This is a genomic window from Williamsia limnetica, assembly GCF_003217475.1.
Classification (GTDB): Bacteria; Actinomycetota; Actinomycetes; order Mycobacteriales; family Mycobacteriaceae; genus Williamsia; species Williamsia limnetica.
The window spans coordinates 158,620-181,533 of sequence record NZ_QJSP01000007.1 but is presented as its reverse complement, the minus strand read 5'-3'; the positions used below and the strand labels follow the sequence as shown (position 1 = coordinate 181,533).

Here is a 22,914-nt window from a genome sequence, read left to right as displayed (position 1 = left end):
TGGAAGGCAAGCACATGAGCGTGCAGGATCTCAGCGGACGTCGAATCATCGTGACCGGCGGCGCGAGCGGTATGGGGGAAGGGCTTGTGCGCGCCTTCCCTGCTCTCGGAGCCCGGGTGGTGTCGTTGGACCTGGTCGAGGAATCGGGCCGGGCCATCGCGGAGGAAGCCGGCGCATCGTTCCACCAGGTCGATGTGTCGGACCAGGCGTCTGTCGATCACGCAATAGATACAGCGGTCACAACCCTTGGTGGCCTGGATGTCCTGATCCACGCAGCCGGCATCGCGCCTTTCGCGCCGTCGGAGTCGACTCCGTTGGACCTTTGGAACACCGTGATGGCGATCAACGCCACCGGAACGATGTTGACCAACCAGGCTGCCTTCCGGCATCTGAAAGCCGATGGCGGCGCGATCCTGAATTTCGCGTCAGCAGCCGGATTGGACGGATTGCCACGCAAAGCCGCTTACTCGGCGAGCAAGGGTGCAGTTCTCGCCTGGACGCGTACCGTCGCGGCCGAATGGGGCCAGCACGGCATCACCGTCAACGCGATCGCCCCGGCGATCTGGACACCCATGTACGACAAGACGCGCTCGGAGATGTCCGAGGAGCAGCTGGTCCAGCACGACGCCGTGATGGCCCAACGGATTCCAATCGGTGGCCAGCTCGGCGACATCGCCAAAGACTTCGTGCCCGTCATGGCGTTTTATTCGTCAGAAGGTGCCGGATTCGTCACCGGGCAGACGATTTCGATCGACGGCGGCACGCTGAAGGTGCGATGATCCGCGCTGACGCTTCAGCACGACGCCGGCCCCGCGTCGACGGACTCCGCAATCGTGAGAAATTGCTGGCGATCGGGCGAGAGCATCTGTGGAACAGGGGATACGAACTCTCGGCTGCGGCAGTCGCATCGGATGCCGGACTGGGAATCGGGACTCTGTATCGACACTTTTCGACCCGTGACGAGCTGATCGAGGCCGTTCTCGCCGATTTTCTGACCCAGGTGGAAGCCGAGCTCGATGTGGTTGAAGAGATGGCGTCGGCAATCGATGCGATGCAGGAGTATGCACGACGGTTGTCCGGGGTGGGTGGTCGCGGTCTTGCCGATATCGTTTTGGCCGATCCCGACAGCACTCCTGGTCTGACCCGACGTCGCGAGGACATCCGGAGGCGAGGCCGCGCCCTCATTTCGCAGGCGCAGGTGCAAGGAACGGTACGTGCAGACTTCACCCTGGACGACCTACACGTATTCCTCTGTGCGGTAGCTGGTCTACGGGCCGACGCACGGGTGGACGACGGCTTGGTCGACCGGTTTGTCCGCGACCACCTGGAGGGACTGGCATGATCGTCGACGATCTGGCCGAGATCCTCGATCCTGAATCCTTGGGAAAAAATGTCTTCCGCGCGCGATCGCGTCCTTCGCTGCCTGGTCGGGTATTCGGTGGCCAAATGCTCGGACAGGCGGTCATCAGCGCCGGACGAACCGTTCCGGCGCAGCAACTCCCGCATTCGTTGCACGCATACTTCGAGCGCGCCGGCGACTGGGCTCTCCCGATCGACTATTCGGTTCACTGTGAGCGCGACGGGCGCTCGAGCTCGCGCAGACGCGTGGTCGCTACGCAGGGAGAGCACCGATTACTGACTGCGGAGCTGTCATTCCATACCGCAACCAATGATGCGCCGGAACCGGTGCGGCAGCCGATCGACGTGGAACAGGCGTCGTGGGCCACCACCGAGTCCGACACCGCGATGGTGGAGACGATCAACACCTGGCTTGGCAAGCTCGGTCAGATGCTGCGGCTCGAGGTTCGCTTCTTTGAGGAGCCGATGCGCGCGCGCACCTTGCGGACGGGCTCGGCTCCGGCGCAGCAACGATTTCTGGTGAGGCCGCTCGACCGGCTCCCGGACGATCCGTTGGTCAACGCTGCCGCGCTCGCGTACCTGTCCGACATGTTCTTGCTGGCCACTTCTCTGGGGCCGCGGGGCATGATCATGGGTGACCCCCGGGTCCGTGCCGCCAGCCTCGACCACGCCCTGTGGTTCCAAGGGGGTCCGTTGACCGGGGGGTGGCTCCTTCACGAAACGGCGTCCGTGTGGTCGTCGTCGAATCGCGCTCTCTGCCAAGGACACATCCTTGATGTGACCGGTCGACACGTCGCCCGCACGACACAAGAAGGCCTGGTTCGAATCACCCATGACCGACCGTCGTAGTCCTGCGCTCCGGTTCGGCATCTTCATGCCGCAACTGGGAGTTTCCGCCACGGAGGTGATCGCCGCCGCCCGCAATGCAGAGGAGGCTGGTTTCGATTCTTTCTGGATCATGGACCACCTCTATGCTCCCGGTGCGCCACAGTTCGACACACTCGAGAGCTGGACGCTTCTCTCCGCGATCGCGACCTCGACTTCGACTATTCGTCTCGGGCACCTGGTGGGATGCAACCCGTTCCGCCATCCGTCGCTCCTGGCCAAGATGGCGGCCACCGTGGATCAGATCTCCGGCGGCCGTTTGGAGCTGGGTCTCGGGTGGGGTTCGGTGGACGACGAGTTCGGGATGTTCGGCTTCGACGTCGGCACCCGCCGAGAACGTGCTGAACAGCTCGGCGAGACGATCGACATCCTCCGGATGATGTTCTCGGGAGAACTGTTCGACTATTCAGGCAAACACTTTCAGTTGTCGGGCGCCTATGGTCTACCGACTCCGGTGCGAGGGACGATCCCCATCCATATCGGCGGTGCCGGTAAGCAATTGACGATGCCGCTCGTGGCGGAACACGCAGACTGGTGGAATTGCGTTGCCGCCGCACGCCCGAGATTCGACGAGCTCGCGCCGCTACGCGGAACCGCGAAGATTTCGGTGCAGTATCCGGTCGGTGTCGTGGTCGAGGAAGAATCCCGCGCGAAAGTAGCCGAACGAGCGGCTCGCAGAATGCCCGAATCAGGTTGGGGGCCGCCGCTGATCGAGACACCGGGGGAGTTGGCGGCGACGTTCACGTCAGAGGCCGAGCGGGGTGTCGAACTCGCGATCGTGCGGTTCCACGATCGCGCCGACCCGGACACCATCGCCGTGTTCGGCAGTGATGTCATTGCCGCTCTGCGTGGTTACTGACTGATCGTCGGCATCGCGCGCGCAGCCGTCACGCCCCCAGATCCAGATCACGGAGAAGCGAATCCATCCGTGCTTGCGCTCCCGCCGCGACACCCGCGCCGGCCACGATGTGCACGGCGTCCGCCGCGATACCGGCAACGGTCAGTTCGGCCAGCTCTGCGGGGTCGAGGACCGATCCAGCGAGATCTTGTGGATTTCCGGTCGCCGCAGCACCGACCGAGGGTTCGAGAGCCTGCGAGTTGGTGCCGAGTCCGGTCGCCACGCGGCCCGGGCACAAGACAGACGCGCCCACTCCGGGGGCCACCGCGCGCAGTTCGAGATTCAGCGTCTCGGTCAGCCCGACCACTGCGTGCATCGTTGCGTTGTAAGGGGTCATCGTCGGCAATGGCATCAAACCGCCGGCAGATGCGGTGTTGAGGAAGTGACCGGTGCCGTGCTGGAGTAGCAGTGGCGCGAAGGTTGTGACCCCATGCACCACGCCCATCAACTTGATGTTGATGAGCCACTGCCATGTTTGTGGTTGTTGCTCCCACATCGGTGCCTGGGCCCCGACAACCCCGGCGTTGTTGCAGACGATGTCCACACGACCGAAGTGACCCATCGTCGAATCCGCGAGATGCGCGACCGACTCGGGATCGCCGACGTCCGTCACAACCCCGAGGACTTCGACTCCCAGCGCCGTCAGCGCAGTTGTGGCCTCGATAAGGCCGGCCTGGCGGATGTCGGCGAGCACGATTTTGACCCCTCGTGATCCCAGCCCTGCCGCGAGTCCATAACCGATACCACTGGCGCCTCCGGTGACAACGGCAACTTGACCGGGTTCGATTCTCACGACCGTTTCCTCCGCACTCCGGTCGACTCGAATCGTCCACCGGCTGATGGTTCCACGTGTGAACGTACCTCACGGCCGTTCAAGTGGAGAGTGTTTTCCACTTCGGTGGTAGGTTGTTCTGATGACCACGAAGCCACGCGTTCGGCCGGTGCTGCGCGTTGACGCCGAGCGGAACCGGGCCGCACTGGTGTGCACGGCCAGACAGGTGTTCGCCGAGCGCGGACTGGACGTGTCGATGGCGGAGGTCGCGCGGCAGGCTGGAGTCGGCATGGCGACGCTCTATCGACGGTTCCCGACCCGGGAGTCCTTGGTGGTGGACGCCTTCGACGACAAGATGACCACCTACCTGGACGCGGTGGATGTGGCTCTGGCAGAGTCTGATCCCTGGCGCGGCTTCTGCGACTACATCGAACGGGTCTGCGTCATGCAGCACGGGGATCGCGGATTCGCAAATGTCCTGACAATGACGTTCCCCGACGAAGTTCTCTTCGAAGACAAGCGCGCCGTGGCCTACCGCGGCTTCGAGAAGCTCATCTCGAAGGCAAAAAAGGCGGGACGTCTGCGGCCGGAGTTCCGCTCTCAGGATCTCGTTGTGTTGCTGATGGCGAACGCAGGGGTGGTGGCAGGCAGCGGTGATGCCGCGGCGGTCGCCTCGCGTCGATTGGTCAGCTATTTTCTCACCGCGGCCGAAAGCGGCAGCGTGGGCGAACTGGCTCCGGCACCGTCGACGCGAGAGATGGAAGCCGCGATGCGTCGCGGCGGTGACCCTGAGCCCGGTTGAGACCGCGAACCCAAACGAAAGAACCTACGCAGCACCAGGTAATCGTCCGCTTCGCCACTCAAGGAGAGCCCATGTCAACACTGACGATCCCCGATAGCCACCGCGATCTCGTCACCTCGACGACCGTCGCACTGAGTACGATCAACGACGACGGATCCATCCAGACCACCGCCGTGTGGGTCTTGCTGGACGGCGACGGCGTGCTGCGAACGTCCTTGGCGAAGAATCGCAAGAAATATTCGAATCTGGTTGCGCGGCCGCAGGCCACGATTTTCGCGATCGCTTCCGACAACCCGTTTCACACTTTGGAAGTGCGTGCGAACGTCGAGGTCGAAGACGACGACGCGAATCGGACGTTCATGGCGAGGATCATCGGAACGTATGGACAGACGTTGGAGTCGATGGCCGATCAGGCCGCCGAAGATCGAGTTGTCGTCACCTTCAGCCCCACGCGGGTCCGCGTGCAGTAGGAGGGCACTATGGTCGAGCAAGGATTTGTCTTTGCCGGCGGATGGGTGGCCGGAATCGCTTGAGAACTCGGAGTTCTGGATAGGTATCCGGGAACCATCCGAATCCTTCTGGCAATCTCTCGTCAACCCGACATGATCATAGGCACCTCGGCGGGCTCGACGGTGGCGGCCCAGATCAGCAGCGGTGTAACACTCGAATCGTTCTATGAACGGCAACTTTGCTTCGCTGATGGCGAGACTTCGCCGCCAATCGACATGGAACAACCCGAGGCGCGTCCGCGAATGCGCTTGATTGAGAAGTTTTATCAGGCGATAGCCTGTGTGGCATAAGCGAGATGGCAAGTCGGGGCACACGATCAGCACCGAGACCCGGTCGCCGCCGCAGCAATGGTCGGAACGGGATCTGAAGATCACTGGCATCGACAGTCAGCAGCGGTGGACTCGTGATATTCGACGAGACTCGAGGTTGACCTCGTGCACGCGGTCGCGGGGTGCTGGCATCTGGCCGACGGTCGCCATCGGTGCGCGCCGGTTCATGGACAGAAGTCGAGAGCTCGACGAACATCTCGCTGGCTCGGACCGGTCACGTGTGATCGCTCTTGCGGCCAAGTCAACAGCCCGGAGCCAATTTCCTCGATGGCAGTCTGGTTGCGGCGAGTGAAGGTCTGGCGGAATCGATGGTGCACATGATCTTTGTCGATAACCATCCGTCGAAGCGTTCGGCGTCAACCCGCTCGACCCTGCTGAGCCAGAGGGGTTGCACTACCGAACGAACGGTCGTCATGCGTTTCGTACCTGCTTGAAATCCATGAGTATGCTCAGCGGACTCAAGATTTCTATTCTCTCGTCGATCGGTTGCTGGCCAAGTTCTTCGGTGCTGGTTCTGAGCCCCGCGATCATGGTGGCCAGGATCCGGCGGCCAACTGTTGTCGGTGATGCCGGGAGTTGTTTCCACCGTTCGCTCGCTTGGCCCACTGAGAGTCGATGTCAGTGAGGGTGACGTCTTCGCGGATTCGTCGGTGCGCACTTGCGTCCGCCAGCAACCGGTGAACCATTCGGCGATATTCGTCCTTCGGGAGCCTCGTCTTGTCGTCGTTCCACAGGCGCGAGATACATCCGCGGTGCGAGGCCTGCCTGGCACCCGTCGCGAACAGGACCTCGGCGAGTCCGTCGCCACCGGGAGCCGAGAGCCCGAAGTGGCCTGTTCCAAATAGCTCGCTCAGGATATGGGGGACGAGTTCACTGATGAGGGCATCTTCGGTGGGGAACCGGCGGTAGAGCTTGCGGGTGACGACGCCCGCTACGCGGGCCATTTCGTCGACCGCCGCATCGAGCCCGTGTTCGCTGAAGACCTGCTCGGCGGCGTCGATCAACCGTTGACGATTCTCGGCCGCGTCTCGGCGCAGCCCCTTTCGACGTCCTCGGCCGAGGATTCCGCGATGGATTCATTCGGGCTTGTCCCCAGACAGCGTGCCACCGGCGACCATTGCCAACTCGGCGTGAGCAAGGTCCGCGGACGGTTCCAGGTGTGTCTTCCTGTCCCGCTTCAATGCGGGGATGAAGAGAGCTGCAGCGGCACTGAGTCCCACCGCGACACCGAGCATGATGAATCCGTTGGTGTACCCCGATTCCCTTGGGAGCCCGGAGGGCGAGGCGCCGGCTGTGACGACGCTGGCCATGAATGCCGCACCCAGAGAACCGCCGATGGTCCGGATGTTGGCGTTCATGCCGCTTGCGACACCGGTCTGTTCCGCCGGGACCGCGGCGACCACCACATTCGACATCGCAGAAAAGGCCAGTCCGAAGCCGATCCCCACCACCGACATGGCGAGGTAGATGTCGACTTCCGCCGAGTGCAGGAAGGCAATCATGAAGTAGCCGACGGCACTGATCACTGAACCGACAACCAGCAGGTTCTTGGACCCGAAGCGTGCTGACAGACGCCCGGCGGCAAGTCCGAGCAGGAACATGCCGATCGTGTTGGGTAACAGCATCAATCCTGATTGGGTAACCGAGGCGCCGAAGCCGTATCCCGCTGACTCGGGTGTCTGGAGGAATTGCGGCAAGAAGCCGAACGCCGCGTACATGCCGATGCCCATGAGCAGTGCGGCAAGGTTGGCTGCCCAGACGGTGCGGATGCGCATCATCTTCATGTCGATGAGCGGGTTGGCGGAACGGGATTCGGCAACGACCCAGGTGATCGCGATGACTAGAGCCGCAATCAGGAGGCCGATGACCTTGAACGAACCCCAGCCCCACGTGGGAGCCTGGCTGACAGCGAGCAATAGTGCCACCAGCCAACCCGAGAGCAAGAACGCGGTAAGCCAGTTGATCTTTCCGGCCGATCGAACCTTTGACTCGGGAACCAGGAACTGGGCGGCGACGCCGGCCAAGGTGATCATGATCAGCGGTATCCAAAACAGCCAGTGGTAGCTGAGTGCGTTGACAATCGGGCCGGCCAGCACGATCCCGAGGCCGGCTCCGACCGAGATGAGCGCAGCGATCATGCCGACGGCGCCCGCAACACGGGCTGCCGGGAACTCGTCACGGATGATGCCGAACGCCAGCGGCAGGACGCCGCCGCCGATGCCCTGGATTACGCGCGCAATGACCATCACTGTCAGAGACGTGGCCAGTGCGGCGAGGAGTGAACCGATGGCCAGCGCGGCCATAGCGATCACGAAGAAGAGCTTCTTTCCGTGCATGTCGCCGAGGCGACCCATGATCGGCGTGAAGATGGAGGCTGACAGCAGGTAGGCGGTGAGCACCCAGGTGACATTGGTCTGGTTGGTGCCCAACGCTTGCTCAATGGTCGGAAGTACCGGCGTAACAAGCGATTGTAGTAGTGCGTAGGCACCGACACCGACCGTGAGGACGGCAAAGGTCACACGGTAGTGCGACCTGCGGGACGTGGTTTCCATGTATTGCTCCTGAAGCGATAAGTGGAGTAAGAGCTCCGGATAGCAAGAAGCTACAGGATAAGCGGAGCACTCGCTCCGGATAGCGACGGTAATCACACGACGCGTCAGAAGTGTAAATCAGGAAGACTGTTTGTGTTTGCGCTCATTGTCCGTTTTGTCGAGATTGCCGATGTAACGGAACGATTCGATGCGTTATGTGCGGGATGGGTGCCGGGACGTATTTGAACATAGGTGTGCAGTGAGGAGCGCAGGTCGTCGACCAACAACCCGTCTGGCTGCCAAGTCGGTCTGCGATCGCGTGTAGTGCCGGTGAAAGCTGATGGCTCGACACAGCGGATGGCGTAGCCTCGGACATCCCCATGATCGTGGCGGTTCACTAGGCATCGCCGCCGATGGCGACCCTCCGCCCGGGGCGGCCGTGGAAGTCGTCCAGCATCGGCAAACTGCGGCAATACAGTCGCGCAACAGATCCGGATATGTCTTCAAAACTGACCATTTGGCGGACGCAGTAGTCACGGAGGTTCGGGTGATAGATAGATAGGCCTCGAGAACTACGCCCCGGCGGCGTCGCGGACTCGGCGAGGTCGAAACCACCGTGAGTAGCCACTGTAGCTCATAGCCTGCCGCGATTTGGGCGCGATTAGGCACACAGATTCCGTTGCTCGCAGGAATCTCGGACACAATAGCGGTGTCTTTGATTGAGTGAAGAACGGATTTGGAACGGACTTGGGTTACTTGCCTGATGGCACTCGGGAAGACTGACGGTAACGGCAATTCTCGCGGAAGCCTGCGAATCCGAAAGGGGGTCGACGCCGATAATCGGTAATTATGTCGCTTCAACGTATGAGCGGTGCGTGGTCTACCCCAAAGTGCTGATGAAACAACCTCTTTCAACTATTGAGTGCGTCATTGATAACCAAGCCGCCCGCGGCATCGCGCTTGGGTCGTTTCAATTCTCAGCCACCATGCAGACGTCGCTCACGACCGGAGATGGGCGAGGACCGCAAGGACTCGCCGATGACCGGTGTCTGATGTGGCCAGTCCGAGTTTGGCAAAGATGTTGCCGATGTGCTTGCTCACGGCTGTGTCGCTGACCACCAGTTTGCGAGCGATATCGGTGTTGCCGAGTCCTTCGGCCATCAGCCGTAGCACTTCCGATTCGCGAGGGGTCAACGATCGGATGGGATCGTCGGCGCGGCGTCGACTCATCAACTGCGACACCACTTCCGGATCCATCACGGTACCGCCGGCCACCACTCTTTCGAGTGCATCGACGAACTCTTCGACCTTGCCCACCCTCTCTTTCAGTAGGTACCCGACACCGGCCGCACTGCCTGCCAGGAGTTCTCCGGCATATCGGTCCTCTACATAGGCCGACAGCACCAGAACCGGGAAGTTCGGGATGCGCCTGCGAGCCTCGATCGCCGCCTTGAGTCCTTCGTTGGTGAACGTCGGCGGCATGCGCACGTCGAGTACCGCACCGTCGGGCGGGTCGGCATCGAATGACGCCAGGAACTGCTCGGCATCGGCGACCGCGCCCGTCACCTCGATGCCGACACTGCGAAGCAACAGCGCCAGACCCTCACGCAGCAGGGCGTCGTCCTCGGCGATCAGAATCCGCATGGTAACTCCACTTCGAGTGTCGTCGGCCCGCCACGCGGGCTGTCCAGGGTCATCGTTCCCTCGAATGCTGCCACCCGCCGGCGGATACCCCTCAGGCCGCTGCCCGCCGACTCGTCGGCTCCTCCGCGGCCATCGTCGACGACTTCGATGATCATGGTGCTTCCCGCTTGCCCGCTGCGCGTGCTGATCGTCAGGTGCACGGTGTCTGCACCACTGTGTTTGACCACATTTGTCAAGGCCTCGGCCACCACGAAATACGCGGCGGCCTCGACTGCGGCGGGCGCACGATGCAGGTTGCGCACGTCGAGGATGCAGGTCACGGAGGAGCGTCCGGCCAGGGCGGCGACCGCGCCTTCGAGACCGAGTTCATCGAGGATCGGCGGATAGATGTCGTGCACCAGGGTGCGCAGCTCCGACAAGGCATCGGATGCGGCATCCTGGGCCCGAAGAAGCTGGGGCAGTGCCTGATCCGGATCCACGCGCAGTGATCTCTCGGCCAATCCCAACATCATCACCACGGCCACCAATCGGTTCTGGGCACCGTCATGCAGATCGCGCTCGATTCGCCGCAACTCCGCCGAGTGGGCATCGAGCGCGGCGGCCCGGCTCGCGGTCAGCGCCGAAACCCGCTGCGACAACTCCGTTTCACGTGTCGGAGCCAACAGCGAAGTCGCCAGGGCGGCGATGGCGCGGGCCATCGCGGGGATCAACCACCACGCGATGCCTGCGTACGCCGCAGCGATCAGCGGCATCGTCGCGGCCAGCGGCCACGACGTGACGAGGTAGATGTTGCCGACCGGCTCGTCCTCCGGCATGGCCCACCAATATGCCGGGATCAGCAACGAATTGACTGCGGCGAGCGGAAGGACGACTGCCACGAACCCCGCAACGAGGGCCGCGAATCCGTGAATGGCCACCCAGCCGAAGTCGCGGCGGACAGACCGAGACGCCAGTAACGTTCGCACGTCGGCGAATCCTGGCTGGTCGGCCATCGGCGGATAGCGGTCAGCGATCACCGCACCCGTATAGGTCCCGGTGCGTCGGCGTGCCTCGCCGGCCCAGAACCGCAGCATGCGCACATAGGGCGGGACCAGCAACCACCCGACGACCAGGATGAGCAGCGCAGCAATGATCAGCCCGGCGAAGACGAAAGCCAACGACACGAAGGCGGCTGCACCTTCGACCATCAAGAAACGGCAAGCCCGCCACCATGTCGCGACCCGCGCGCTGCGTTTCATCACACCAGGATGCCGCAACGTTGCCGCTTTGACGGTATAGCTGGCTACACCTTTGGTCCGGTGGTCAGCGGGATGGTCCGCACGGCCGGCAGTTCATAGCGTTGCTGTCATGACTTCTTTCGCTCCAGTGCATCCTCAACAAGTCCCGGTGTCGCAACCGGCGCTCCGTCTCGACAACGTCACGAAGTCCTATGGGTCGGGGAGTGCCCGGGTCACCGCGCTCGACGCCGTCAGTCTCGCCCTTCCCGCGCAGGGATTCACCGCGATCATGGGTCCCTCCGGCTCGGGAAAGAGCACCTTCCTGCACTGTGCTGCCGGGCTCGACCAGCCCACGAGCGGTTCGGTGTGGATGGGCGACACGCAGGTCAGCGCACTCAAGCCGAAGGCGCGGACGATGTTTCGGCGCGACCACGTGGGGTTTGTCTTCCAGGCCTACAACCTGATGTCGTCACTGACGGTCGAGCAGAACGTGACGTTGCCCCTGCTGCTGGCCGGGCGCACAGCCGATCGCGGTCACGTCGAGCAGATCCTCGAGTCGGTGGGCCTCTCGCGCATGAACCGGCGCCGACCCGCGGAACTCTCTGGCGGACAGCAACAACGCGTCGCCATCGCTCGGGCACTCGTCACCCGCCCCGGTGTCATCTTCGCCGATGAGCCAACCGGTGCGCTCGACAGCCGGACCGGCCAGCAGATCCTCCTTCTCCTGCGCGACGCCTCGAGGGAGCTCGGGCAAACCGTCGTGATGGTGACGCACGATCCGATCGCTGCCGCCCGGGCCGACCGCGTCTTGTTCCTCGCAAGCGGACGTTTTGCCGGTCATCTGGACGCACCCACCGCCGGGGCCATCGAGAAGTCGCTGACCGACCTCGGGCAGTGGTGAGCGCCATGAGATCTGCAATGAGCGGCATCGCTGTCGCAAACCTCCGCAGCCATCGCAACGGCTTCACAGCAGTGTTCATCACCGTGTTCTCGGCCGCTCTGCTTGTCTGCGCGCTGGGAGTGCTCTTCGAATCGGGCATCCGCGGCGGTGCCACACCCCATCGCCTCGCCGGCGCCGATGTCGTGGTCGGTGGGCCGCAGTCGCTCGCAGTACCCGAAGATCTGGATCAGCCGTACGGCGAACGAGTGCGTCTGCCCGCGTCCGCGGTCGGCGAGTTGGCTGCACTCCCGGATGTGGAGTCGGCCGTCGGCGACATCAACGTCCTGCTCAGCGACGACAGCGGACGCGTGTTCGATGCTCACGGCTGGTCGTCTGCCGCACTTGCGCCCTACCGCATCGTCGGGGGCAACGCGCCCACAAGGGCAGATGAGGTGGTGACGACCGACCCTAGGATGCTCGGTGAGCAGGTGACACTTCGGCACGGAGGCGGGGGGAGCTCGTACACCGTGGTCGGTCTGGCCTCCACCTCGTCGGCAGAGCCCATCGGGCGTCCGACCACCATCTTCATGACCGATGGACGCGCGCAAGAACTCTGGCCGCATTCGGGCACCGTGGCAGCCATCGGACTCATCGCCCGCGAGGGCGTGGACCCTGCAGCGCTGGCCTCGCAGGTCGGGACTCAGTTGCGCGACCTCGACGTCGACACCTACACGGGCGCCGCCCGCGCCGACGCCGAGTACGTGGACATCGGGGCCGCACGCGGCGAACTGGCTGCGCTGTCTGCCGCGGTCGCAGGCGTCGCCCTGATGATCGCTGTGTTCGTGGTGTCGAGCACGCTGTCGTCGTCCATCCAGCAGCGACGCCGAGATTTTGCGCTCCTGCGATCCATGGGCGCGACACCGAGGCAGGTGCACCGGCTGATCGGCGCCGAAGTGTGGGTGGTCTCGGGGATGGCCGCGCTGCTCGGGGTCGCGCCGGGCTATGCGCTGGCGTCCGTCCTGCGCCACCAATTCGCCGAAGCCGGGATATTACCCCCGGACTTCTCTCTCGCAATGGGGCCTGTTCCCGCCCTCGTCGCTGTCATCGCGGCAGTCGTGACGGCCAGGATGGCCGCTGCCATCTCCGCCCGCCGACCAGCGCGGCTCGATCCGGTCGACGCGTTGCGTGAAGCCGCAGTCGAGGCGGCGGCACTCGGCCGGACACGCATCGTGGTGGGCGTGCTCACCGGGATCGGCGGGTTGATCGCCTCCCTGCTGCCGGCTTTCGTCCCCGGACCGGCCGCCATCGCAGGGGCAGGCAGTTCGGCCATCCTGTTGATCGTCGCGGCAGCGCTTCTCGGGCCCGTCCTGGTGTCCGGTGCGATGCGCGCGTTCTCCGGGCGGATGACCCGCAGTGGTTCCGCGAGTGCGGTGCTCGCGGCAGCCAACCTCAGCGCCCACAGGCGCCGCCTGGCATCGGCGATCATGCCGTTGGCGTTGGCGATCGCCTTCGGATCGGTGCAGTTGTTCAGCCAGAGCACCCTGCTCGCTGCGGCCGAAGATCAAACGGAGCGGGGAACTCTGGCTGATCTCGTGGTGACCGGACCTGCCGGTGTCGACCCGCAACTGGCCGCCACCATCGCCTCGATGGATTCGGTGAGCGCAGCCAACCCGATCACCCGCAGCCAGGCCTTGTTCACCCGGGACATGGCCGACGCTCCCGTCACCGAGGTCTACTCGGTACAGGGCATCGAGCCCGAGACTGCGGCTTCCACCCTGGACCTCGATGTGCGCGAAGGCGATCTGGGTGAGCTCGCCGCCGGGTCGGTGGCGCTGAGCCGCGACGCCGCAGCAGCGATGAGCGCCGGCCTGGGCGACACCATCACTGTGCGACTGGGCGACGGTGCGGTGGTGTCGGCCACCGTGATCGCCACCTACAACCGCGGATTCGGATTCGGGGACATCACGCTGCCCGGCACCCAGGTACGCGAACACACCACCGCCGGACTCGTAGACCACGTACTGGTGTCGGCGGCGCCGGGACGCATGGACGACGCCCGGCGCGCCATCGAAGCGTCAGGTGGCGTAACAGCCCTGAGCAGCAACGAGTTTGCCGCTGCCGTCGATCAGGAGCAGCGAAAGCAGGATTCGGTCACCCTCGTCGTGCTGGCGGTGTTGCTCGGGTTCCTCGGTATCGCGGTGGTCAACACCATGGTGTTGATGACCACCGACCGTCGTCGCGAGTTCGCGTTGTTGCAGCTGGTCGGAGCGAGTACCCGACAGGTGCGCGCGATGATGCGCAGAGAGTCGTTGGCGGCGGTGGCCGTGGCTGCGACGATCGGCACCCTGGTCGCCTATCCGCCCTTGGCCGGAATCGCGATCGCCGTGTCGGGTGCACCCTTCCCGACCGTCTCTGTCTGGACGTACGCCGTGCTCGTCGGCGCCGCCACGCTGCTGGGGTTCGTCGCGATCACCGGCACGGCGCGACGGGTGGCCCACCGCGATCGCGATGCCCTCGGCATCGGTGCCTGACCAACGAGTCAGCGCCCGCGAGGCACAGACGAGGAGACCCCGATCCGGTAACCCGGATCGGGGTCTCACTGCTTGTGTCTCAACCAACACATCTTTGTCGGACCCGGGCTATTGCCCTTCACCGTTGTCGGGGTGGCGGGATTCGAACCCACGACCTCTTCGTCCCGAACGAAGCACGCTACCAAGCTGCGCCACACCCCGTGATCTATCAGCCTGCAGAAGCTTACCGCAGTCCGCGAAAGGTATTAAATCGCCTGGTCAGGCGGCTCAATTGGCCTCCGCATTGACCGGCGGCAACGAGTCCTCGTGGTCGTAGTCGGCGTCGCCGTTCGACACCGGAGTCAGCGTCAGCAGCGTCGCCTCGGGCCGGCAGCAGAACCGGGCTGGAGCGTACGGCGAGGTGCCCAATCCGGCGCTCACGTGCAGCTTCATCGACGCACCCCATGCCGACGGACCCTTGACCCGCGATCGGTCGAGTTGGCAGTTGGTCACCAGCGCCCCGAAGAACGGCAGACAGAGCTGCCCACCATGGGTGTGGCCGGCCATGACGAGGTCGTAGCCGTCGTCGGCGAACTTGTCGAGCACGCGCGGCTCGGGGGAGTGGGTCAGGCCGAGGCGCAGGTGGGCGAGGGGATTGGGTCGTCCCTCGATGGTCTCGTAGCGGTCGCGGCCGATGTGCGGATCGTCGACGCCTGCAGCGGCCACCCGGACCCCTGCGACCTCGAGCTCACGCACCGAATGCGTGGCGTCGAGCCAGCCGCGTTCGGTGAATGCCGCGCGCAGATCCTGCCAGGGCAGGGGCTCGCCGTGGGTGCGCTTGTGGTCCTTCTTGAAGTACTTCATCGGGTTCTTCGGCTTCGGGCCGAAGTAGTCGTTGGACCCGAACACGAACAGCCCCGGCACCGACAGCAGCCCGCCCAACGCCTGGATCACCGACGGCACGGCCTGCGGGTGGGCCAGGTTGTCCCCGGTGTTGATGACCAGATCCGGTTGCAGTCCCTCGAGTTCCTGCACCCAGGCCTGCTTGAGTCTCTGCCCCGGCATCATGTGCAGGTCGCTGATGTGCAGGACGCGCAGCGGGGTGGCGCCGGGTTCGAGGATCGACAGCGTCTGATGTCGCAGTGCAAAGGCGTTGCGCTCCACCAGGGTCGCGTACGCGATGCCGGCCACACCGGCCGCTACGACACCGGCGATCGCCTGCGACGGGGTCGGCGCCGCGATCTGATGGGTGCGCCGAGAAGCGGTTTTCCGTGCCTGAGCCATTGCAACAGAATACGCTCGCGGCAAATAAACGGGTGCGGAGTATGCCGGGGACGGGCGTAACTTTGTCTGCATGTCAACAATCAAGGAGCAGATCCGCGCCGATCTGACGACGTCCATGAAAGCCCGGGACACCGCCGTCACCGGGACCCTGCGGATGATCTTGGCCGCGATTCAGGCCGAGGAGGTCTCCGGCAAGGAGGCCCGTGAGCTCACCGACGACGACGTGATGAAAGTCCTTGCCCGCGAGACCAAGAAACGTGCGGAGGCGGCTACTGTCTTCGCCGAGAACGACCGTGAGGAACTGGCGGTCAAGGAACGATCCGAAGCAGAGATCATCGCGCGTTACCTGCCCAGCCAGCTCAGCGACGACGAACTCACCGCACTCGTCGACAAGGCCTACAAGGCGGTCGAGGAACACACCGGTGAGGCGCCGACCATGAAGCAGATGGGCCAGATCATGAATCAGGCCACCGCGTTGGCTGCCGGCCGCGCGGACGGTAAGCGCCTGTCGTCAGCCGTACGGGCCAAGCTCCAGGCGTAGCCCGGTAGTGGTGGGTTGTGGCGAGCCCCACCTGGGAAAATGCTCGCCAGAACCCACCAACATCGGGTCAGGGGACGGGGATCACGATCGGCCCGACCCCGGGCACGGTGATGGTCGTCGGCGGTGACGGGGCTCTGGTCCTGCTCGGGAGCTGGGTCTGGCCGGTACTGACGTAGATGGTGACCGTGCTGCCCGGGATGGCGGTCTCCTCGGGCGCGGTGAAGACCACCGTGCCCGCGGACTGCCCGCTGTCGGTGTCGAGCCTGGCGACCTTGAAGCCCTCGGCTTCGAGTCGATTCGTCGCCTCGTCGGCGCTCAGCCCCGAGACACTCGGCACGGATTTACCGCCGACGCCGCTGACATACGTCGGATCGTTCGGTGGCAGCGCTGTCGGCCCGAAGTTGTTGGCCACCGGCAAGATCGCGTTGAACCAGGTCCGGGCTGGTTCGTTGCCGCCGTAGAGGTTGCCGTAGCCACACTGTGTGAGCGGGCTGGAGCACAATTCCGACGGCGTTGGGGAGTCGTTGTAGACGTAGGTCGCCGCGGCCAGGTTGTTGGTGAACCCCAGGAACGCGGACGAACGGTGCGCCTCGGTGGTTCCCGTCTTGCTGGCGAGCGGCAGGCTCCATCCGGTCGAGCTGGCCGCGCCTGCGGCAGTGCCCGATCCGCGATCGTCCTGGCTCAGGGCGTTCGCGAGGGTGTCGGCGAGCCCGGGCTCCACGGCCTTCTCGCACTTGGGCCGCTCGAACGCGACCTCCTGTACGGCGGGTTTGCCGTCCGGTGCGAGGACCTGGTTGCCGTAGCTGTCGCGCTTGGGCTGGGTGATCGACGCGATCGGGTTGGGCGGGCACCAGACGCCGTGCGAGGCGAGGGTGGCCGAGACGTTGGAGAGTTCCAGCGCATTGACCGCCGTGGGCCCAAGTGTGAACGACCCCAGATTGTTCTGCTTGAAGTAGTCCGCCAGGCTGAGATCGCCCTCGCCCGACGTGCCCGGATTGGTGTACGAGCGCAGCCCGAGGCGGACCGCGATGTCCACGGCCGACGAGACGCCGACATCCTGGAGCAACTTCACGAACGCGGTGTTGGGGGACTGCGCCAGTGCTGCCGTCACCGACATCTGAGCCGGGTACTTGCCGTCGTTCTTCACGCAGTAGGTGTTGGCGGGGCAACCGTTGACGCCGCCGCTGCTACCCATGCCCTGGGCCTGGAACGTGGCCGGGACCTGCAACGACGATCCGGCGCCGAGGCCCTTCTCCATGGCTGCGGCCACGGTGAAGATCTTGAAGACCGAGCCGGCACCGTCGCCGACCATCGAGAACGGCTGGGGCTGGACGGTTTGATTCGCGTTCTGATCGAGACCGTAGACGCGGCTCGACGCCATCGACATGATGTCGTGCGACTCGGTACCGGGTTTGATGACGCTCATGACCGTGGCGACACCCTCGAGGTTGGGGTCGGTGATGTTCTGGACGCCGGTCATCGTCGCCTGCTGAACGGTGGGATCGAGCGTGGTGCGGATGGTGTACCCACCGCGCGCGATGGTGTCGCGGCTCAGCCCGTTCTCGGCAAGGAATTGCAGCGCGTAGTCACAGAAGAACCCGGCGTCATTGGCTGAGATGCAGCCGTTGGACAGCGATCCCGGCGTCGGCAGCACCCCGAGCGGGGTGTTCGCCGCTGCCTGGTACTCGGCTGCCCTGTTGGGGAAGTTGTCGACCATGGTCTCGAGCACCAGGTTGCGACGTTCGGTGACACCTTCGGGATTCGTGTACGGGTCGAGTGCCGAGCTGGACTGCACCATGCCGGCGAGCATCGCCGACTCCGGGATGGTGAGGTCTTTGGCCGACTTGTTGAAGTAGGTCCGCGCCGCCGCCTCGATGCCGTACGCGCCGTTACCGAACGGCACCACATTGAGGTAGCGGGTGATGATCTCCTTCTTCGCCTCCTGCTTGGCCTGCTCGTCGGTGAGGTTCTTGTCCCGCTTGGCCTGCTCGGTCAGGGTCTCCTCGAGCGTGAGCGCCATCCGGACCTCTTTGAGCTTGCGCGCAGGAGTGGTCTCGGTGGCGGCGCGGCGATCAGCGTCGGTGCGGGCCAGGACGAGCAGCTGGTAGTTCTTCACATACTGCTGGTCGATGGTCGAAGCGCCCTGCTGGACCTCACCGGACGACGAGTTCTTCAGGAAAGCACGGATGGTGCCCTTCCAGTCGACTCCATCGTGGTCGAGATAGCGCTTGTCCTCGATCGAGATGATCGCCCGGATCATCTCGGGGGAGATGTCGTTGTAGCCGACCTGCGTGCGCCGCTGGTCGTAGAGGAACGCGATGGGCTTCCCGTTGACGTCCGTCATGGTCGTCACCTCGGGAACGGTGCCCTCGAGCAGTTCGGAGGAGACGTTCTGCACGGTGTCGGCGGCGCGGTTGGAGACCAGCCCCAACCCGCCGGCAACCGGGAACAGCAATCCTGCGACCAGCACACCGGCGAGAATGCAGCAGCCGGCGAGCATGGACAGCGATTTCGACTTTGGCACGACCGCAAGGATACGTGCCGGACGCAAGTCGGCTGCGTATCGAGCTGCTCGCGTGATCAGTTTGAAATGGGGGTTTGCACGTAAGTGCCACTTTTTTCGGTCCAGGTCTTGACGATGGCTGACCGGGGTCCATAGATTGGGTTCTAATCGAATGTGACTCACGTAACATTCGGCCTCAAATGTGGCGGCAGACGTCAGTATTGTGCTTCAGACAGGGGATCGTAATGGCAAAAGCGGCAGCTGCGACCGTAGAGAACGAAGCAAGACTGGCTTGGGTGGCCAGGGCCAGGTGCCGGGAAGTGGATCCGGATCAGCTGTTCGTACGAGGCGCAGCGCAGCGCAAGGCGGCAACCATCTGCCGTCATTGCCCTGTTCAGCTCGAGTGCGGTGCGGATGCGCTCGACAATCGTGTGGAGTTCGGGGTCTGGGGAGGCATGACCGAACGCCAGCGTCGAGCGCTGTTGCGCCAGCATCCGGAAGTCACCTCGTGGAGTGACTTCTTCGAGACCCAACGCCGGCGGCAGACCATCAGCGTCGGCTAGACAACCAAACACAGAGAACCGCCCCCGATCTCTCGGGGGCGGTTCTCTGTGTTCGTACTGCTCTGTCTCAGCCCTTGCTGGTGATCTGCTCGGCGACGGCGCGCAGGGCCGTCATGTCGGCCACCTCGAAAGGCAGTGACGGTACGCCGACGATCGGGACCGTCGGATGCGACGAGGTGAAGCTCTGCAGCAGATGTAGCTCACGCTTGCCGGTGGTTGCCCGCTCGGAATGGATCGTCAGCACCGCCTTCGTCAGCGGATCATCGACCGCGTTGGCGGCGGCTTCGGCGGCGCTGCCGCTGATCGACGTCAGATTGGGATGCGTGCGGTTGAGGATCAGACCCGCGAGCGGCATCTTCTCCTCGGACAGGCGGTCGACGAAGAACGCGGCTTCGCGCAGTGCGTCGGGTTCGGCTGCCGACACCACGGCGAACTGGGTCCCCGGCTGCTTGAGCAACAGGTAGGTCTTGTTGGCGCGTTCGCGGAAGCTGCCGAACATCGAATCGAGTGACTGGACGAACACCGACACGTCCCGCAGCGTCTCGCCGCCGATGATGGTCGAGATGCCCTTCATCGCCAGGCCCACCACGCCGGTGACGACGCGGCCCACGCCGCGACCGCCGCCGACCAGCATCTTCATCAGCCGGCCTTCGAGGAACGACCCCAGTCGTTGCGGGGCATCCAAGAAGTCCAGGGCATTGCGCGAGGGCGGGGTGTCGACGACTACGAGATCCCAATCATCCTGTGCCAGAAGTTGGCCCAGCTTCTCCATGGCCATGTACTCCTGAGTTCCGGAGAACGAGGAGGCGACGGTCTGATAGAAGGAGTTGTTCATGATGGCCTCGGCCCGATCGGGCGGCGAGTACTGCGTCACCATCTCGTCGAAGGTGCGTCGCATGTCGAGCATCATGGCGTCGAGGGAGCCGTCACCGTCGATCTTCACCGGCTGCGGACTGTTCGTGAGTTCGCTCATCCCGAGTGACTGCGCGAGACGTTTGGCCGGGTCGATGGTCAGCACCACCACCTTGCGGCCGCGCTCCGCCGCATAGACGGCCATCGCGGCAGCAGTGGTGGTCTTGCCGACCCCACCGGCGCCGCAACAGATCACGACCTTGGTGCCCCTGTCGTCGAGGATCTTGCCCATTTTCAGATCGATGGGCATCAGGCACCTGCCTTCTGGAGGGTCTCCGAGAGCTCGTAGAGCCCGCCGAGGTCGACGCCGTCATCGAAGTTCGGCAACACCAGCTTGTCCTTGTGCATCGAGTCCAGGTCGGCGCCCGCCTCGAGCTGCGCCTGTACCCGGCTCGCATGCTCGATGGTCTCGGCGAGCAGACCCTCGAAGTCGGCCTCGGTGATGGTGAGCCCGGAGGTGTCGAGGTGTTTCCGCAGCTGCGCGGCGTCGATGACGCCGTCGGCGATGTCCGCGATCGAATCAGCAGGCAGGTGCTGCGGCGAAACACGGTTGATGATGAGCGATCCGATGGTCAGGTCCTTGCTCTCCAACTCTGCCACCGCCTCGATGGTCTCCTGGATCGGCATCGCCTCGAGCAGGGTCACCAGGTGGACGACGGTATCGGGGGAGTGCAGCAGCTTCACGACGCCGTCACTCTGATTGCGGAGCGGACCGGTCTTGGTCAGGTCGGCCATGGCCTTGGTGACGTCGAGGAAGTTGCCGATCCTCCCGGTCGGCGGTGCGTCGACGACCACCGCGTCGTAGACGCGCTTGCCCTTCTTGTCGACGCGGACCACGGTTTCCTTGATCTTGCCCGTCACCAGAACATCGCGAAGCCCCGGCGCGACGGTCGTGACGAAGTCGATCGCACCGATGCGGCGCATGGCCCGCCCGGCGAATCCGAGGTTGTAGAACATGTCGAGGTACTCCAGCAGAGCGTGCTCGATGTCGATGGCGAGCGCCGACACCTGACCGCCACCCTCGGCGGTGGCCACCTTGGTCTCCGTCGGTGCCAGCGGCGGGACGTCGAAGATCTGGGCGATCCCCTGGCGACCTTCGCACTCGATGAGGAGGACTTTCTTACCGTCGGCGGCGAGCGCAAGCGCCAGCGCGGCAGCGACCGTGGTCTTCCCGGTCCCGCCCTTGCCGGACACAAAATGCAAGCGTGCTTTCTTCGCGACGTCTGGCCAGTTGTAGCCCGGAGGCTCGTCTTGGGTCACAACGATCACCATATCCACCGGATCGGAGCCATAAGCCTCAGACGGCATTGTTGGCTCGGTCACCTCTGGCGTGCGGATACCCAGCGGTTAGGCTACTGACATGAGTGAGACAACCGCTTGGGAGTACGTCACCGTTCCGCTGCTTACACACGCCACGAAACAGATCCTCGATCAGTGGGGTGCCGACGGCTGGGAGCTGGTGAGCGTACTGCCGGGCCCCACCGGCGAACAGCATGTCGCCTACCTCAAACGCGCAAAGGGCTGATCGAACCATGACCTGGTCGGAGCGACTGACCGAACTGAACATCGTGCTCCCCAAGGTGGTGGCACCGCTGGCGTCGTATGTGCCGGCCGTCCAGACCGGCAATCTGGTCTACACCTCGGGACAGCTGCCCATCCTCGGTGGCGAACTGACCGTCCACGGCAAGGTCTCCGAAGGCGCCGAAGGTGTGGTTCGGCCAGGCGAGGCCACCGAAGCGGCGCGGATCGCCGCGCTGAACGCGCTGGCCGCGATCGATGGGCTGGTCGGGATCGACTCGATCAAGCGCATCGTCAAGGTCGTCGGGTACGTGGCCTCGGCACCGGGGTTCACGGGCCAGCCACAGGTGATCAACGGTGCGTCGAACCTGCTCGGCGAGATATTCGGCGAAGCGGGTAGCCATGCGCGAGCAGCGGTCGGCGTTGCGGAACTGCCGCTGGGCGCGCCGGTCGAGGTCGAACTGATAGTCGAGGTCTAGTCCCGGGACTCAGCGGGCGAGGAGCCCGCTGAGCCACCGGTACCACTGGTCGAGACCCTCCCCGGTCTTCGCGCTGACCGGGATCACCCGCGTCGCCGGATTGGTCTCGGCGATGTTGTCGAGGAAGTCCTGCATCTCGACATCCAGATGCGGTAACAGGTCGATCTTGTTCAGCAACACCACGTGTACCCGGCCGAACATCAGCGGATACTTGAGAGGTTTGTCCTCACCCTCGGTCACCGAATAGACCATCACCCGGGCGTGCTCGCCCACATCGAACTCCGCGGGACACACCAGATTCCCGACGTTCTCGATGATCACCAGGTCGAGTTCGGACAGGTCCAGCCCTTGCATCGCCCGGTTCACCATCGGTGCATCGAGATGGCACTCGCCGCCGAAACCTTGATCGGTGTTGATCAGCGAAACCTGAGCGCCCTTGTCCGCCAACCGGACTGCGTCCAGATCAGTGGCGATGTCACCTTCGATGACCCCGACGCGCACCGACTCCCGTAAGGCATCGAGGGTCTTCGCGAGGATCGCCGTCTTGCCTGATCCGGGTGAGCTCATCAGGTTCACCGCCTGCACCCCGGCGCCGGCGAACGCAGTGCGGTTGAGGTCGGCCCGTGCGTCGTTCTCGGTGAAGATCGCCTCCAGCACGTCGACCCGCTCGGCGCCGGTCTCGTAACCGCTGTGGTCGCCGTGATCGTGGGAATGAGCGTGCGTCGTTCCGTCGGCGTGGAGGTGCGGTTCGTCGTGACGATGAAATCGGCCCATACC

General features: G+C 64.2%; 22 protein-coding genes and 1 tRNA gene. 12 read left to right on the top strand and 11 right to left on the bottom strand.

Features of this window, described 5'->3' with window-relative positions:
• The first annotated feature begins 14 nt into the window (after positions 1-14).
• The 4 genes from DFR67_RS13365 to DFR67_RS13350 are packed head-to-tail and all read left to right on the top strand — an operon-like array spanning position 15 to position 3,103.
• A complete protein-coding gene (locus DFR67_RS13365; RefSeq protein ID WP_110470125.1) occupies positions 15-779 on the top strand; it encodes an SDR family NAD(P)-dependent oxidoreductase in 765 nt (254 codons plus the stop codon).
• Positions 776-1,342: a TetR/AcrR family transcriptional regulator gene (locus DFR67_RS13360; protein WP_110470021.1), complete on the top strand. Its 567-nt coding sequence runs from the start codon at positions 776-778 to the stop codon at positions 1,340-1,342. The genes DFR67_RS13365 and DFR67_RS13360 overlap by 4 nt, the downstream gene beginning before the upstream one ends.
• The gene (locus DFR67_RS13355; protein WP_110470020.1) at positions 1,339-2,208 is read left to right on the top strand and encodes an acyl-CoA thioesterase; all 870 of its coding nucleotides are present in this window, start codon (positions 1,339-1,341) and stop codon (positions 2,206-2,208) included. Before DFR67_RS13360 ends, DFR67_RS13355 begins: the two co-directional genes overlap by 4 nt.
• Positions 2,192-3,103 carry an LLM class flavin-dependent oxidoreductase gene (locus DFR67_RS13350; protein ID WP_110470019.1) on the top strand — a complete coding sequence of 304 codons (912 nt, stop codon included), beginning with the start codon at positions 2,192-2,194 and terminating at the stop codon, positions 3,101-3,103. The genes DFR67_RS13355 and DFR67_RS13350 overlap by 17 nt, the downstream gene beginning before the upstream one ends.
• Positions 3,104-3,131: 28 nt before the next feature.
• Here DFR67_RS13350 and DFR67_RS13345 read toward each other — a convergent pair whose 3' ends face one another.
• Entirely contained in the window at positions 3,132-3,935 is an 804-nt protein-coding gene (locus tag DFR67_RS13345; protein ID WP_110470018.1) for an SDR family NAD(P)-dependent oxidoreductase, read from the bottom strand.
• Positions 3,936-4,056: 121 nt separating this feature from the next.
• On the opposite strand from DFR67_RS13345, the gene DFR67_RS13340 reads away from it, so the two are divergent.
• Complete coding sequence (locus tag DFR67_RS13340) at positions 4,057-4,716, top strand: TetR/AcrR family transcriptional regulator (protein WP_110470017.1); 660 nt, start codon at positions 4,057-4,059, stop codon at positions 4,714-4,716.
• Positions 4,717-4,787: 71 nt separating this feature from the next.
• On the top strand, positions 4,788-5,186 hold the full coding sequence (locus tag DFR67_RS13335; RefSeq protein ID WP_110470016.1) for a TIGR03618 family F420-dependent PPOX class oxidoreductase: 399 nt from the start codon (positions 4,788-4,790) through the stop codon (positions 5,184-5,186).
• An 896-nt stretch (positions 5,187-6,082) separates the two neighbouring features.
• On the opposite strand, the gene DFR67_RS13325 is transcribed toward DFR67_RS13335, so the two are convergent.
• The 4 genes from DFR67_RS13325 to DFR67_RS13310 form a co-directional block, all read right to left on the bottom strand.
• A complete protein-coding gene (locus tag DFR67_RS13325; protein WP_245937924.1) occupies positions 6,083-6,559 on the bottom strand; it encodes a TetR/AcrR family transcriptional regulator in 477 nt (158 codons plus the stop codon).
• A gap of 72 nt (positions 6,560-6,631) precedes the next feature.
• On the bottom strand, positions 6,632-8,107 hold the full coding sequence (locus DFR67_RS13320; protein WP_110470014.1) for an MFS transporter: 1,476 nt from the start codon (positions 8,105-8,107) through the stop codon (positions 6,632-6,634).
• 978 nt (positions 8,108-9,085) lie between these two features.
• Positions 9,086-9,730, bottom strand: a complete 645-nt coding sequence (locus DFR67_RS13315) for a response regulator transcription factor (protein WP_110470013.1) — start codon at positions 9,728-9,730, stop codon at positions 9,086-9,088.
• The gene (locus tag DFR67_RS13310; protein ID WP_110470012.1) at positions 9,718-10,968 is read right to left on the bottom strand and encodes a sensor histidine kinase; all 1,251 of its coding nucleotides are present in this window, start codon (positions 10,966-10,968) and stop codon (positions 9,718-9,720) included. The genes DFR67_RS13315 and DFR67_RS13310 overlap by 13 nt, the downstream gene beginning before the upstream one ends.
• Before the next feature lie 109 nt (positions 10,969-11,077).
• Here DFR67_RS13310 and DFR67_RS13305 point away from each other — a divergent pair, with 109 nt between their 5' ends.
• Positions 11,078-11,848 (top strand): ABC transporter ATP-binding protein, encoded by a 771-nt coding sequence (locus tag DFR67_RS13305; RefSeq protein WP_110470011.1) that lies wholly within the window; start codon positions 11,078-11,080, stop codon positions 11,846-11,848.
• 5 nt (positions 11,849-11,853) lie between these two features.
• Positions 11,854-14,358 (top strand): ABC transporter permease, encoded by a 2,505-nt coding sequence (locus tag DFR67_RS13300; RefSeq protein WP_110470124.1) that lies wholly within the window; start codon positions 11,854-11,856, stop codon positions 14,356-14,358.
• Between the two features lie 127 nt (positions 14,359-14,485).
• Here the strand turns inward: DFR67_RS13300 and DFR67_RS13295 are convergent.
• Both DFR67_RS13295 and DFR67_RS13290 read right to left on the bottom strand, forming a co-directional pair.
• Positions 14,486-14,559: transfer RNA gene (locus tag DFR67_RS13295), tRNA-Pro, on the bottom strand.
• A 66-nt stretch (positions 14,560-14,625) separates the two neighbouring features.
• A complete protein-coding gene (locus DFR67_RS13290) occupies positions 14,626-15,621 on the bottom strand; it encodes a metallophosphoesterase (protein ID WP_110470010.1) in 996 nt (331 codons plus the stop codon).
• Between the two features lie 70 nt (positions 15,622-15,691).
• Here DFR67_RS13290 and DFR67_RS13285 point away from each other — a divergent pair, with 70 nt between their 5' ends.
• Positions 15,692-16,162, top strand: coding sequence for a GatB/YqeY domain-containing protein (locus tag DFR67_RS13285; RefSeq protein WP_110470009.1), 471 nt, complete (start codon positions 15,692-15,694; stop codon positions 16,160-16,162).
• A 67-nt stretch (positions 16,163-16,229) separates the two neighbouring features.
• Here DFR67_RS13285 and DFR67_RS13280 read toward each other — a convergent pair whose 3' ends face one another.
• A complete protein-coding gene (locus DFR67_RS13280; RefSeq protein WP_110470008.1) occupies positions 16,230-18,662 on the bottom strand; it encodes a penicillin-binding protein in 2,433 nt (810 codons plus the stop codon).
• 248 nt (positions 18,663-18,910) lie between these two features.
• Here DFR67_RS13280 and DFR67_RS13275 point away from each other — a divergent pair, with 248 nt between their 5' ends.
• Positions 18,911-19,228, top strand: coding sequence for a WhiB family transcriptional regulator (locus DFR67_RS13275; protein WP_084839115.1), 318 nt, complete (start codon positions 18,911-18,913; stop codon positions 19,226-19,228).
• A gap of 67 nt (positions 19,229-19,295) precedes the next feature.
• Here the strand turns inward: DFR67_RS13275 and bagB are convergent, their stop codons facing one another.
• Together bagB and bagA are read right to left on the bottom strand one after the other, a co-directional pair.
• Complete coding sequence (bagB, locus tag DFR67_RS13270) at positions 19,296-20,390, bottom strand: ArsA family ATPase (protein WP_110470007.1); 1,095 nt, start codon at positions 20,388-20,390, stop codon at positions 19,296-19,298.
• Positions 20,390-21,412 carry an ATPase BagA gene (bagA, locus tag DFR67_RS13265; protein WP_245937940.1) on the bottom strand — a complete coding sequence of 341 codons (1,023 nt, stop codon included), beginning with the start codon at positions 21,410-21,412 and terminating at the stop codon, positions 20,390-20,392. The genes bagB and bagA overlap by 1 nt, the downstream gene beginning before the upstream one ends.
• An 88-nt stretch (positions 21,413-21,500) precedes the next feature.
• On the opposite strand from bagA, the gene sp36 reads away from it, so the two are divergent.
• Together sp36 and DFR67_RS13255 are read left to right on the top strand one after the other, a co-directional pair.
• Entirely contained in the window at positions 21,501-21,665 is a 165-nt protein-coding gene (gene sp36, locus DFR67_RS13260) for a Sp36 family protein (protein WP_094647762.1), read from the top strand.
• Between the two features lie 7 nt (positions 21,666-21,672).
• The gene (locus DFR67_RS13255; RefSeq protein WP_110470005.1) at positions 21,673-22,137 is read left to right on the top strand and encodes a RidA family protein; all 465 of its coding nucleotides are present in this window, start codon (positions 21,673-21,675) and stop codon (positions 22,135-22,137) included.
• A gap of 9 nt (positions 22,138-22,146) precedes the next feature.
• Here DFR67_RS13255 and hypB read toward each other — a convergent pair whose 3' ends face one another.
• On the bottom strand, positions 22,147-22,911 hold the full coding sequence (gene hypB, locus DFR67_RS13250; protein ID WP_110470004.1) for a hydrogenase nickel incorporation protein HypB: 765 nt from the start codon (positions 22,909-22,911) through the stop codon (positions 22,147-22,149).
• Between the last annotated feature and the right edge of the window lie 3 nt (positions 22,912-22,914).